Source organism: Telluria sp. ZB2R32 (assembly GCF_059685715.1).
This window is the reverse complement of the sequence record NZ_JCASIG010000003.1, coordinates 477,902-491,208: the sequence shown is the minus strand read 5'-3', so window position 1 is coordinate 491,208 and position 13,307 is coordinate 477,902. Positions and strand designations below refer to the sequence as shown.

The window sequence follows — 13,307 nt, the reverse complement described above, 5'->3', positions numbered from 1 at the left end:
TATACAGGCCGCGAATTCCATCGCGGCCTGATCAATCGCAAGGATACAACTTTAATTTGATGCCGTCATGCAATATCTACTTAGGCAAAGGCCGCCGTGCGCATGGCGCCGCTGGGCGTTGTCACCTGGAGACGCGACGGCATCGCCAGGGTCTTGCCGGGCAGCGCGACTTTCGGACCGACGTCGATGTCCGGGTGATCGGTCTCGCGGAAGAACTTCAGCAGCGGATGGGCCGCGGCGCGCCAGCGCGCTTCGCCGGTGGCGATTTCGAAGGCCATGATGCGGTGCGGGATATCGCCGATGTGACGCAGCGGCACCAGCTCGTTTTCACCGAACACATCGGCAAACAGCAGTTGCTCGTACTGGCGGTCGACCGGCGTGCGGGCCGAGATGACGGCCCATTCGAGGCCCTGCTTTTCGAAGAACTCGAAGAAGGCCTTGACCAGCGCCACCTTGACCACGTGGCCGATCCGTCCATGGCTCACGCCCAGCCGCTCGACTTCGCCCAGGCTGCGCCCTTGCAGCCATTGCGGCAGCACCACCGATTCCTCGATGTGCAGCGGCTGGTGGATGTTCGTGCGGATGCGGGCCGTTCCTAGTGGCGTACCGTCGAGCTTGGACTCGGCCAGCAGCACCACGGCGTCGCTTTCGTAATCGGCTGCTTCCGGCAAGGCCAGCGAGCGTGCGAACTCGGGAATGTGGCGTGCGTAAGCGGCATGGCGGATCTGCACGGCCTTGAGCAGCTCGTCCTCGCTGCGGACGCGGCGAATCGTGAACGGCAGGGACTCGACTGCGCGCTGGACGACCTGCTTCTCGCCAAATGGGCGAATCGCAGCAGCGTTTGCTGGAGGGGTAACGTTTGCTTGGCGCAGTTCCATGTCAGGATTCCTTAGATTGTTTAATTTCAGAAAGCTCGGTTGCTGATAATTATCAATCTTTGGTGAAACTTCCTAACTGATGAGCAAACGTACTTTTACCCCTTTTATTTAAAAAATGATAAAAATTGTGATCAGGAAATAAACATCAGATTGGACGCGCCGTGCCCGATACCCGGATCGCCCCCCCCTTCTCCGCACCGAACTCGGCGCGCAGGCGCGAGCGCATGCCCATGTCCTCACCCTGCACGATGTCGATCGCCCCGCCCGGCATCCACCCGAGGTCGCGCAGGTAGCCCGCCAGCGCGGCGGTGCCGGCGCCGGTGGCCGGATCTTCATAGACGCCGCCCGAGGCAAACGGATTGCGCGTGTGCAGTAGCGTCGTGGTCTCGGCCCACACCAGCACCACGGTGACGAGGCCGTGTGCGCGCATGAAGCGGCGCCCGGCGTCGAGCTCGTAGCGCATGGCGGCCAGCAGTGCGCGGCTCTGCAGGGCCAGTACCAGGTGATCGGCCCCGCCGTGGGCCAGGCCTGGCGGGATGCGCGGATCGAGGTCGTCGGCGCGGTAACCGAACAGCGCCAGCGCTTCCTCCACCATGGCGGCCGGTGCCGGCGCGCTGCGGGTCGGCGGCGATTGCAGCGCGGCCGAGGTCAGGACGCTGCCATCCGGCCCGCTACTGCGCCTGCCTTCGACGGTGATCGCGGCATCGTTCAATACCAGCTTGTAGACGCCGTCGCCGTGGCTGGCCGCCAGCGCGGCGCCGAGCGCGATCGTCGCATGGCCGCAGAACGGCACTTCGGATTCGGGCGAAAAATAGCGCACGCGCCAACCGTCATCCAGCCGGGCGGCAAAGGCGGTTTCGGAATAGCCGACTTCATGGGCGATGCGCGCCATGTCGGCGGCATCGGGCAAGGCGGCGCCGATCCAGACGCCGGCCGGGTTGCCGCCTTGGGCACCGTCGGAAAAGGCGGCGATGCGCTGGACGGCATCGAGGGAGTGCGAGCTTGCAGGCATGAATTGCTCCTCAGAAATAAAGAGCGGCAATCTTACCTTGTTTGCAATGCTTTTGCAGGCAGAACCTTGGTTTACGGATAACGCACCGGTTTGCCCTGTTGCTCGGGCAGCGGAATGAATTCGGTCTCGCCCGGCACCTGCGGAAAGGCGCCGGCCTGCCAGTCGCGCTTGGCCTGTTCGATCCGTTCTTCCGAACTGGCGACGAAGTTCCAGGACAGGAAACGCGGACCGTCCATCGGTTCGCCGCCGAGCAGCATGATGCGCGTCGGCCCCGGTCCGGGCGCGCCCAGCATCACTTCGGCACCGGGTTTGAGCACCACCAGCTGGCCGGGTTCGAAGACGCCGTCGCGGCCAAGGTCGAGCCTGCCTTCGACGATATAGATCGCCTGCTCCGGGTATTCCGGCGGCATCGCGATGCGCGCGCCGGCTTTCAGTTTGACGTCGACGTAGAACATGTCGGACAAGGTCGCTACCGGTGCGCGCCGACCCCAGAAGCTGCCGGCCACCACACGCGCTTCGACGCCCTCGCCTTCGATGAACGGCAAGGCGCCGGCTTCGATGTGGGCAAAGGCGGGATCGGATTCTTCGTGCCGGGTCGGCAGCGCGACCCAGCATTGCAGGCCGAACAGGTTCGATTGCCCCTGGCGCAGCGCGCTGTCGGTACGCTCCGAGTGGACGATGCCGCGCCCGGCCGTCATCCAGTTGACTTCGCCGGGCCGGATGGCCTGCACGCTGCCCAGGCTGTCGCGGTGCAGGATCTCGCCGTCGAACAGATAGGTGACGGTGGCCAGGCAGACGTGCGGATGGGGCCGCACGTCGAGGCCGCGGCCGGCATCGAATACGTGCGGCCCCATCTGGTCGAGGAAAACGAAGGGGCCGACCATGCGCCGCTGCCGGCTCGGCAGCGCCCGCCGTACCTGGAAGCCGTCGCCCAGGTCGTGCGTGGGCGGCACGATCACGATGTCGAGTGCGCTGATGTCTTCATGGCTGTCGTGGTTGTCCACGGTGTTCTCCTCGTTTGGTCACGCGGCCCAGTCTACGTTGCCCTACCCTGTTGTGCAAATGCTCATGCGCTGCGGTGCTCAAGCCTGAATTGCCGAGCCTTCCAGGTTGCCATCGGTTACAATATCGCCATCCATTGGGGAGTAGCCTGCTCGCGCCTGCACACTGCGCTGCGAGTTCCCGTATCAACATACTCGGCGCCATGACAAGCGCGCCGTGGTACGGGCAGCCGCCGAGTGTGTAAAAAAGTCGTCAGGGCAAGGCGCATCGTCGAAGACAGTACGTGGGTACGGCGAGACGATGCAACGCCGCCATGGCGATTTTTTTACATGCTCGTTCGGTTGGCAAGACCTTTGGCATACCTGCGCGTGTTCGGGCCGCGCAGGTATGCCTTTGTGTTCGCCCGACGGAAAGACCTTGCATGAATTTCGCCGCTACCGCCTCGCTTGCCCTCGCCATGTCCACCGACGCCTTTGCCGCCGCCGTCGGCAAGGGTGCGGCCCTGCAGCGGCCGCAGTTGCGCGAGGCGCTGCGCACCGGCCTCATCTTCGGCGTCATCGAAGGCTTGACGCCGCTGCTCGGCTGGGCGCTCGGCAACGCCGCCGCACCCTATGTACAGGCCTGGGACCACTGGATCGCCTTCGTACTGCTGGGCGCGCTCGGCCTGCGCATGATCCACGAGGGCTGGGGTGAGCCCGAACTCGAGGAAGAAAAGCCGAACAGCCACTCCTTCCTGCGCCTGGCCGTCACCGGCATGGCGACCAGCATCGACGCCCTGATTGTCGGCGCCGGCCTCGCCTTTATCGACGCCAACATCTTCGCCACGGCCGCGGCCATCGGCTTTGCCACCTTCGTCATGGTCACCCTGGGCGTGATGCTGGGCCGCGGCCTGGGTGCGCTGGTGGGCAAGCGCGCCGAGATCGTCGGCGGCGTGGTGCTGATCGTCATCGGCAGTCTCATTTTGTACGACCATCTGCACGCGGCCGGGTGAAAGTGATGCCTGGCGGCGACGCGGCGCCAGCAAATGATTGACGACGTGCAATACCGGACGTATCCTCTGCGAGCTTGTTGAAATAACAAGCCTACCGATCGAAGTACAGCAGAGGCCGGGGGAACACATGGACATGATCGCAGGGGCGGTTCTGCTGGCGCTGGCGTATCCGTTTTTCGCCGCATGGATCATGGGCGCCGGCCGCAACCGCAGGCTGCGCGAACTGGAAGACGAAGTTGCCGCCTTGCGCGAGATGATCCGGGTGTGGCGGCAGCCAGCTGTGCCGGACACGGCCTGGCGCCAGACGGCCGCGCCGCCGCAACCGGATGCACCCACCGCGCCCGTGCCGGAACCTGTCCCTGAACCACCGCGTGCCGAACCAGCTCTGCCCGTTCAGCCCGAACCCATCGCGCGGGTCTCGACCGAGACCGCACGTCCGGCCGCTCATACGGCCGCTCCACCGCGGTCGCTACCCGAAGACGAGGCCGCCTGGAGCGCCGAACCCGCCGCACCACCCGCCCCTGCCCTCGCTTCCACCTTTACGCCGCCGCGCTGGCTCGTGGCCGCCAAGACCTGGCTGCTGACCGGGAACCTGGTCGCCAAGCTCGGCCTGGTGATCCTCTTCGTCGGCGTCGGTTTCCTGCTCAAGTACGTGGCCGCGACGATCACGGTTCCGATCGAACTCAGGCTGGCTGGCGTGGTGCTGGCCGACCTGGCACTGCTGGGATGGGGCTGGCGCATCCGCGCCACGCGCCGCGAGATCGGCCTGCCGATCCAGGGAACGGCGATCGCGATCCTGATGCTGGTGATCTTCGGTGCCTACAACCGCTACGATCTGCTGCCGGCAGGCTTTGCCTTCGCCCTGCTGGTGGCCCTGACCGCCTTTACCTGCCTGCTCGCCGTGCTGCAGGATGCGCCCTGGCTGGCGGCCTTCGGCATCACCGGCGGTTTCGCCTGCCCGCTGATGGTCTCGTCCGGCCAGGGCAACCACATCGCCCTGTTCTCGTATTACGCCCTGCTCAATGCGGGCGTGTTCGCGCTGGCCATCAAGCGCGCCTGGCGGCCGCTGAACCTGCTGGGCTTCGGGTTTACCTTCATCGTCGGCTCGGCCTGGGGCGGCCTGCGCTACACGGGCGCCAACTACGGCTCGGCGCAGGGCTTCCTGATCCTGTTCTTCCTGATGTACGTCGGCGTCGCGCTCGCTTTTGCGCGCCAGCAGCAGACGCGCCTGAAGCACTATGTCGACGCCACCCTGGTGCTGGGCACGCCCCTGCTCGCCTTCGGCCTGCAGGCGGGGCTGGTGCGCGACAAGCCGTTCGGGCTGGCGCTGTCGGCCCTGGGGCTGGGCGCCTTTTACCTGCTGCTGGCGCTGTTCCTGCTGCGCCGCGGACGCGAGCGCTGGCGCGTGCTGGTCGAAACCTTCTTGGCACTGGGCGCCATCTTCGGCACGCTGGCGATTCCGTTCGCGCTCGACGGACGCTGGACCTCGGCGGCCTGGGCGCTGGAAGGCGCCGGCTTCGTCTGGTTCGGCCTGAAGCGCGGCCAGCGCGCGACCTGGATCTTCGGCCTGCTGCTGCAGGCGGGCGCATGGGCGAGCTTCATCGGCGCCGCCGCCGGGCTCGATGGCGACGCGGCGCGCGACTCGAACCTGGGCCTGGGCTTCCTGCTGCTGGCCGGCAGCGCCTTCGCCATGGCGCGCAACTTCCACCAGCATGCGGACGCGGCGCACCCGGCCCTGGCGCGCATCGCCAACTGGAGCATCACGATCGCGGCGCTCTGGCTGCTGGCCGGCGCCTGGCTCGAGGCCATCCTGCGCACCAGCGGCGGCACGCTGGCCAACCTGCTGGCCGCCGGCGCGCTGTTGACGGCCGGGCTCCTCTACCTGGCCAGTGCGCGCATGGCGTGGCAGCGCGCCGAGCGGCTGGCGCTGCTTGCCCAACTGGCGGGCGCGTGCGCACTGGCCGCGGTGGTCGCGCTCATGGCGCTGTCGCACGGCGCGGGCCTCGTCACCGACGCCCCTCTGCTGGGCGTGCTGATGATCGCGCTGGCGGCGCTCGCCACCAGCAGGATGCTCGACCGCCCGGCCGAACAGACCGGCGCCACGAAGCTGCCGGCCGCCATGCTGCTGTGGGGCGGCGTATGGTGGTTCGGGCCGGCGCTGCGGATCGGCGCCGACCGGCTGGTCGACTACCTGCCCGAAGGCCTGGGCTTGCCGGGGCAGCGCTGGGACTTCCTGTACGCGCTCGGGGTCGCCGTCTCGGCCGCCGCCTGCCTGCCGCTGGCGCGGCGCCTGGCCTGGCCGCGCCTGCGCTGGCTGGGCGTGGCAAGCTGGGGAACGCTGGCACTCTACACCCTGTCGATGCTCGAGGTCCTGTACGGCATGCACGCGCTGCCCGCCCCGGCCGGCTGGCTGGCCTGGGCTGTACTCCTGGCCGGCGGCGAATACGTGCTGCTGCGCTGGAACCGGTATGGCGCGCCGCTTGCCGGACTGCCGCTGCGGGCCGTCCACACGCTGCGTACGGCCGGGCCGTGGCTCGCGCTCTGGCCCACCGGCGCGGTCCTGATCGGGCGCTGGCTGGTCGATGGCAGGGGTGCCGACCAGCTGGCGGCGGAAGGACACTCGGCGATCGGTTCCGCCTGGGGCAATTACCTGCCGACCTGGGCGATGATGCTGGTTCTGGCCTGGCTGATCAAACGCAGCGCCGCCGCGGCCTGGCCGGCGGCGCCGCTGCAGGACTGGTATCGCACGGTGCTGATTCCCGCCGGCGCACTGCTGATTCTGCTGCTGGCGGCGGTATGGAACCTGGGGCAGGACGGCACCATGGCGCCCCTGCCGTATATCCCGCTGCTCAACCCGCTCGACCTCACGACCGGCTTTGCCTTGGTGCTGGGCATCGGCGCGGGCAGGATGGTGGCCGGCACACGTCCGGGGCTGACGCAGCGCCTGCGCGTCGCCGCCCTGGTCGCGACCTGGATCTGGTTCAACCTGATCCTGCTGCGCAGCGCCGCCCACTACCTCGGCATCGCCTACCAGGTCGACGAGCTGGCGGCCTCGCAGTTCGTGCAGGCCATGCTGTCGCTGGTCTGGAGCGCCAGCGCGCTGGTGCTGATGCGCTTCGCCGCCCAGCGGACCATGCGCCGTACCTGGGCCACCGGCGCCGTCCTGCTCGGCATCGTGCTGGTCAAGCTGGTCATGGTCGACATGGCCAACGGCGGCAGCATGGCGCGCATCGTCTCCTTCGTCGGCGTCGGCTTGCTGATGGTACTGGTGGGCTACCTGGCGCCCTATCCGAAATCCGAGGCAGCCGCCGCTTCACCCCAACGCAGCACCTGAACGGGAGACCCCATGCCAGCATTGTCCGCGCGCTTGCGCATCGCCTTCGTGCCGTTGGCCGCCGCCACATTCATGTCGGCGGCCGCCGGCCCGGGCGACAGTCCCGGCGACTACGCCTACCGCATCCCGCTGGACGCCAGCGGCAAGCAGGCGGTGGTGCAGCTGCAGGTGCCGCGCGCCGTCTACCTGCAAGCGCGCACGGCCGACCTGCGCGACCTGCGCGTGTTCGACGCAGCCGGCACGGCCCTGCCCTTTGCCCTGTTCGAACCGGCGGTGCAGTCACGCCGCTGGGTCGAACAGCGGTCGACGGCGCCGGTCGCGGTCTTTCCCGTGCGCGCGCCTGCCGGCGCCTCCCCGGCTTCGTCGCGCCTGCCCGACGGCTTGCAAATCCGTACCGACGCGGGCGGCGCCGTGATCTCGGTGACCGCGCCACCGGCGCGCAACACCGGCGAGGTACTCGACAGCCTGGTGCTCGACCTGCACGGCGCCGGACCGGCCGTCAAGGATGCCGGCCCCGTCGGCGCACTTGTCCTGTCGCTACCGCCCGGCATGAACAGCTACGGCGCGCGCCTGGCGCTCGAGGCCAGCGACGACCTGGCGTCGTGGGAAACGCTGGTCGAGACCTCGGTCAGCTGGCTCGACAACGGCCAGGGCGCGAGCGTGCGCAAGGACCGGATCGAATTCGCGCCGCACACGTTCCGCTTCGCGCGCCTCCGCTGGCTGGAGGGCACCCCGGTCACGTTCGGGGCCATCCACGCCGAACGGGTCGCCCGCCTGCGCACCGCGGCGCAATCGGACAGCGTCGTGCTGCAGCCGAGGGCCGGCACCACGGGCCAGGACCTGCTGTACGACGCGCCCATCGGGGTGCCGGCCGACGCCGTCGGGCTGGAACTGCAGGGCCAGAATGTGGTGCTGCCCGCGCTCATCGGCCACTACCGCAAGCTGGCCGGCAGCGCGCCAGGAACGACGGCGGACAATCTCGCCGCGGTGCAGTTGCAGCCGGTGGCGAACGCGACCTTCTTCCAGTTGATGCAGGATGGCCAGCGCCGCGCCTCGGGCGATATCGACATAGTCCCGACCCACGCGGCGCAGTGGGTCGTGCGGCCGCAGGCAAAAATCGCGGATCGTCCCGGCCTGCGCCTGCGCTGGACGCCGGCGCGCATGGTCTTCCTGGCCGGCGGCAAGGGGCCGTACACCCTCGCCTTCGGTCATGGCGGCGTCGAGTCGAGCCAGGTGCCGCTGAGCCAGGTCGCACCCGGTTTCAGCATGCGCGAACTGGCCGCGCTGGAACAGGCAAAAGCTGGCGAGCCGGTGCGCCAGGGCGGCGCCAGCGATGCGGGCGGCGAGACGGCAGCGGCCGGCAAGCAATCGCTCTGGCTATGGGCGCTGCTGGTGGCCGGGGTCGCCGCCCTTGCCCTGATGGCGTGGAAACTGTCACGCCAGCTGAAGGAAGGCGGTCCGGACCAGCCTGCGCCTTGAATCACCTGGCAGGCCGCACCAGGGTCAGGCGCACTCGCGCTTCATCGCCTCTTCCATCTCTTCCGGCGAAACATCGCGGATATGCGTCGCCATCGACCAGATGTGCCCGAACGGATCGACGATCTGGCCGTAGCGGTCGCCCCAGAACATGTCGGCCAGTTCCATGCGCACGGTCGCGCCGGCTTCCCTGGCGCTGGCCCAGATGGCGTCGACGTTCGGCACCGACAGGTGGATCGTCACCGGCGACCCTTTCAGGCTCAATGGGCCGAAGGAGCCGTAGTCGGGGAATTCGTCGGCCAGGAACAGGGGCGAGTCGCCGATGCGCAGCATGGCGTGGCCCACTTTACCGTCGGGCATGGGCGAGCGCATGACTTCGACCGCGCCGAAGGCCTTTTTGTAGAACTCGATCGCCTCGTGGCAATTGGCGCAGACCAGGTGCGGGGTAACGGTATGCATGCCTTCTTCGACCGGCTTGACCTCTGCACTCATAACGCTGTCCTTTCAGGATGGTGGATGGATTTTCTCAGTGTTGTTGACCCTTGCCGTGCTTTGAGCGTAGCGCCTGCGCCAAGTTCACGCAACGAATTCGTGTGTTGCGCAGCACCGCCCGGGTGCTCAGGCATCGAGCAGCGGCCCCAGTTCGCGCGCCAGGAAATCGACCAGCGCCGCCACCCGCGGCGCCAGTCCGCCCTGTTTATAGAACACCGCCCATACCGGTTGCGACCACGGCAGCGCGGCCTCTGCCAGCACCGGCACCAGCCGTCCTGCCGCCAGGTCGTCGCGCGTGAGAAAGTCCGATAGCGAGGCGATGCCGGCGCCGGCCAGCGCCAGGTGACGCACCGTTTCGCCGCTCGATGCGCTCACTGCCGGGGCGATCGTGTAGCCTTCGGCGCCGCCATGCGCCAGCGGCCAGGTATTCAGTGAGGCCGGCGCCGAAAAGCCCAGCAGGCGGTGGCGCGCCAGTTCGGCCACGCTCGTCGGCGCGCCATGGCGTTCGAGATAGCCCGGCGCCGCCAGCACGCGGATGCGGCTGGCGCCGAGGCGGCGCGCGTTCAGGGTCGAGTCCGGCAAGTTGCCGATGCGGATGGCCAGATCCGCCCGCTCCTCGATCAGGTCGACGACCGTTTCGCCGCTGGTGAGTTCCAGCTGCACCAGCGGGTAGGCGTCGAGAAAGGCCGGCACCAGCGGCGCCAGCAGGTGGCCGAGCGCCGGCGTGGCCGCATTCACGCGCACCAGGCCGGCGGGCTGGGAACGGCGCGCGGCCGCTTCGGCTTCTGTATTGGCGAGGTCGGCCAGCAGTGCACGCGCGCGTTCGAGCAGCCAGGCGCCCTCGTCGGTCAGTTGCAGGCGCCGCGTGGTGCGGTGCAGGAGCGTCAGGCCGAGGTGTTTTTCCAGGCGCGCGATGGTGCGCGAGACGCCCGATGGCGTTTGTCCGAGCCGTTCGGCGGCGCCGGAAAACGAGCCGGCATCCATGACGGCGGAGAAGGCAATCAAAGCCTCCACATCGATCATTCGTGACTCCCAGTCAAAAGTCTATTGTACGGCAAGGGATTTTTCGCATGAAGCGCTGCGCGCACACTGCATGCCTGTCCAAATCTACCGGAGTCACCATGCCTCTTGCCCTGTGGGCGCTCACCCTGAGCGCCTTTGCCATCGGCACCACCGAATTCGTCATCGTCGGCCTGATTCCCGACGTCGCCGCCAGTCTCGGCGTGTCCGTTCCCTCCGCCGGCCTGCTGGTGAGCGTATATGCGCTCGGCGTCGCCGTCGGCGCCCCGCTGCTGACCGCCCTCACCGCGCACATCCCGCGCAAGCAATTGCTGATCGGCCTGATGCTGCTGTTCACCGCCGGTAACCTGGTCGCCTCGATCGCGCCCGGCTACGCCGCCCTGATGGCCGCGCGCGTGCTGACCGGCCTTGCCCACGGCGTGTTCTTTTCGATCGGCTCGACCATCGCCACCAGCCTGGTGCCGAAGGAAAAGGCGGCCAGCGCGATCGCCCTGATGTTCGCCGGCCTGACCGTGGCGCTGGTCACCGGCGTGCCGCTCGGCACCTGGATCGGCCAGCAGTTCGGCTGGCAGTCGACCTTCCTGGCCGTGGCCGCGCTCGGCGTCGTCGCCATGATCGGCAGCGCGCTGCTGGTACCGAAGTCGATCGGCGGCGCCAAGCCGGCCAGCCTGGCGAAACAGTTCGCGGTACTCAAGCAGCCGCGCCTGTTGCTGGTGTATGCGATCACCACGCTCGGTTACGGCGGCTCGTTCATTGCGTTCACCTATCTGGCGCCGATCCTGCAGGACGTGGCCGGCTTCGCGCCAGGCAGCGTCGGCCTGGTGATGCTGGTGTATGGCGTCTCGGTCGCGGCCGGGAACATCTGGGGCGGCCGCCTGGCCGACAGCAAAGGACCGGTGCGCGCACTGCAGATCGTGTTCGCGCTGCTGGCCGCCGTGCTCGCCCTGCTGACCTTCACCGCGCCGCATCCGGTACTGGTCGTGGCCACCGTGCTGGCCTGGGGCGCGGTCGCCTTCGGCAACGTGCCGGCGCTGCAGCTGTACGTCGTGCAGCGCGCCGAACGCGACGTGCCGCAGGCGGTCGACATGGCTTCCGGCCTGAACATCGCCGCCTTCAACCTCGGCATCGCGCTCGGCGCCTGGGGCGGCGGCCTGGTCCTGAAACACGCCGGCCTGATGGCGACACCGCCGATCGGCGCCCTGATCGTGGTCGGCGCACTGGCCCTGACCACGCTGGCCGGCCGCCTCGACAAACGCGAAGCCCGCGTCGTGACTGCCGCTGCCAAAGAAACTGAATTCGCTTGATCCACTATTGAAAGGAAAACACCATGCACATGCCTTCAATCGGTGCCGGCACCTTCCGCCTGCAAGGCCAGACGGCCATCGACAGCGTCGCCAACGCCCTCGACCTCGGCTACCGCCACATCGACACCGCCCAGATCTACGGCAACGAAGCCGAAGTCGGCACGGCCCTGGCAGCCAGCGGCGTACCGCGCCAGGACGTGTTCGTCACCACCAAGATCTGGACCGAACACCTGGCCGGCGACGCCCTGATCCCGAGCTTGAAGGAGAGCCTGCGCAAGCTGCGCCTCGACCAGCTCGACCTGACGCTGATCCACTGGCCCTCGCCGGGCGGCGCGGTGCCGGTCGCCGAATCGATGGCGGCGCTGCTGGAAGCGCAACAACTGGGCCTGACGCGACAGATCGGCGTCTCCAACTTCACGATTCCCCTGATGCAGGAAGCGATTGACGCGGTCGGCGCGGCCAACATCGCCACCAACCAGGTCGAGCTGCATCCCTACCTGCACAACCGCAGGGTCGCCGCCTTTGCGCGCGCACACGGCATCGGCGTGACGGCCTACATGCCGCTCGCGTACGGCAAGGTATTGACTGACCCGGTCATCGGCGCGATCGCCGCGCGGTTGGAGGCGACCCCGGCCCAGGTGACGCTGGCCTGGCTGCTGGCGCAAGGCTACACGGCGATTCCCTCGTCGACGCGGCGAGAAAACCTGGCCGGCAACCTGGCCGCGTGCACGCTCGTGCTGGGTGCGGACGACGTCGCCGCCATCGATGCGCTCGACCGTGGCGAGCGTCTGGTGAGCCCCGACTTCGGACCGGATTGGAACTGAGTGGGACTAACTGTCCAGTTCCGGATAGCGGCGGAAGATGCCCTCTTCGTTGAACGGGATGCGGCGCGTCGACGCCAGGTAGGCCGCAATCCGCGGACGCTCGGCTACACGCCGGCGTAGCGCCGCCAGGTTCGGATGCTGCGCCAGCGCGCGTCCGGTCGCCTTGGGAAAGGCGTAGGCGAGTCCCTCGATGGTCTGGAACAGCGACAGGTCGGCGTAGGTGATTTCCGCGCCGAGCAGGTAGTCCTTGTCGCCCAGCACGTGGCCGAAATAATTGAAAAACTTCGGGATGCGCGCCGCCGTGAAATCGCCCGCCCGGCGCCGCGCTTCTTCCTGCTGGTCTTCGTAATACAGGCTGTTGCCGACCGGGTGGTGGGTATCGTGCGCTTCGCCCACCAGGTCGGCAATCGTCAGCTGCAACTGGTGCGTCCACAGCCGCCCGGCCGTGTCCTGCGGCGCCAGGCCATGGCGCTCGCCCAGGACCATCAAGATCGCCGCCGTCTGGCCGATCGTCATGCCTTCGCTGCGCAGGAAAGGCGGCGCGAAGCTCGGCGTCGGCCCCTCCTTCAATGCCGCCATCAAGGCATCGACGCCGCCCGGCCCGCGCGCCACGTCTTCGTAATCCTCGCCCGCTTCCTCCAGCGCCAGCCGGACGAATTCGCCGCGGCCCTGGATGCCGGGCCAATAGAACAGTTCGTATGCCATCGGGGTCTCCGCACAAGTAGGAGGCCGAGTATGGAACAGTTTTTCGGGAAGCCGCGCGCGGATCGTGCTAATCTTGCAATAAAGAATGTTTACTCCAGAGAATAAAACGACCTGAAAGAGAACCACGATGCTGACGATGCGTACGCGCGACGGGATGATGCCGTCGAAAATATTGCCACAGAGAATATGTTTCTCTTGAGCAATCGCACCGCTGGGCCCGGCCGGCTGGGACACCATGAGACTCTTCGCAACCCGCCGTCTTCCACGGA

At 67.7% G+C, this 13,307-nt stretch carries 11 protein-coding genes; 5 read left to right on the top strand and 6 right to left on the bottom strand.

The genetic code is table 11. The features are described from left to right. Positions 1-80: 80 nt before the first annotated feature. From AC56LG_RS11595 to AC56LG_RS11585, 3 genes are all read right to left on the bottom strand, one after another. On the bottom strand, positions 81-878 hold the full coding sequence (locus AC56LG_RS11595; protein ID WP_497166251.1) for a GNAT family N-acetyltransferase: 798 nt from the start codon (positions 876-878) through the stop codon (positions 81-83). A gap of 145 nt (positions 879-1,023) precedes the next feature. Further along, positions 1,024-1,890, bottom strand: coding sequence for a PhzF family phenazine biosynthesis protein (locus AC56LG_RS11590; protein WP_497166250.1), 867 nt, complete (start codon positions 1,888-1,890; stop codon positions 1,024-1,026). Between the two features lie 71 nt (positions 1,891-1,961). Further along, positions 1,962-2,894 (bottom strand): pirin family protein, encoded by a 933-nt coding sequence (locus AC56LG_RS11585; RefSeq protein WP_497166249.1) that lies wholly within the window; start codon positions 2,892-2,894, stop codon positions 1,962-1,964. 419 nt (positions 2,895-3,313) lie between these two features. On the opposite strand from AC56LG_RS11585, the gene mntP reads away from it, so the two are divergent. From mntP to AC56LG_RS11570, 3 genes are all read left to right on the top strand, one after another. After that, entirely contained in the window at positions 3,314-3,883 is a 570-nt protein-coding gene (mntP, locus tag AC56LG_RS11580; RefSeq protein ID WP_497166248.1) for a manganese efflux pump MntP, read from the top strand. Between the two features lie 127 nt (positions 3,884-4,010). Then, positions 4,011-7,217, top strand: a complete 3,207-nt coding sequence (locus tag AC56LG_RS11575) for a DUF2339 domain-containing protein (RefSeq protein ID WP_497166247.1) — start codon at positions 4,011-4,013, stop codon at positions 7,215-7,217. 12 nt (positions 7,218-7,229) lie between these two features. Then, a complete protein-coding gene (locus AC56LG_RS11570) occupies positions 7,230-8,696 on the top strand; it encodes a DUF3999 family protein (RefSeq protein WP_497166246.1) in 1,467 nt (488 codons plus the stop codon). Positions 8,697-8,720: 24 nt separating this feature from the next. Here AC56LG_RS11570 and AC56LG_RS11565 read toward each other — a convergent pair whose 3' ends face one another. Then, complete coding sequence (locus AC56LG_RS11565) at positions 8,721-9,185, bottom strand: VOC family protein (RefSeq protein ID WP_192052410.1); 465 nt, start codon at positions 9,183-9,185, stop codon at positions 8,721-8,723. 126 nt (positions 9,186-9,311) lie between these two features. Beyond that, positions 9,312-10,208: a LysR family transcriptional regulator gene (locus AC56LG_RS11560; protein ID WP_497166245.1), complete on the bottom strand. Its 897-nt coding sequence runs from the start codon at positions 10,206-10,208 to the stop codon at positions 9,312-9,314. 98 nt (positions 10,209-10,306) lie between these two features. Between AC56LG_RS11560 and AC56LG_RS11555 the strand changes: the two genes are divergently transcribed. Both AC56LG_RS11555 and dkgB read left to right on the top strand, forming a co-directional pair. Then, on the top strand, positions 10,307-11,509 hold the full coding sequence (locus AC56LG_RS11555) for an MFS transporter (RefSeq protein WP_497166244.1): 1,203 nt from the start codon (positions 10,307-10,309) through the stop codon (positions 11,507-11,509). Positions 11,510-11,532: 23 nt separating this feature from the next. After that, entirely contained in the window at positions 11,533-12,333 is an 801-nt protein-coding gene (gene dkgB, locus AC56LG_RS11550) for a 2,5-didehydrogluconate reductase DkgB (protein ID WP_497166243.1), read from the top strand. A 6-nt stretch (positions 12,334-12,339) separates the two neighbouring features. Here the strand turns inward: dkgB and AC56LG_RS11545 are convergent, their stop codons facing one another. After that, positions 12,340-13,038 (bottom strand): glutathione S-transferase, encoded by a 699-nt coding sequence (locus AC56LG_RS11545; RefSeq protein WP_497166242.1) that lies wholly within the window; start codon positions 13,036-13,038, stop codon positions 12,340-12,342. Positions 13,039-13,307 lie beyond the last annotated feature (269 nt).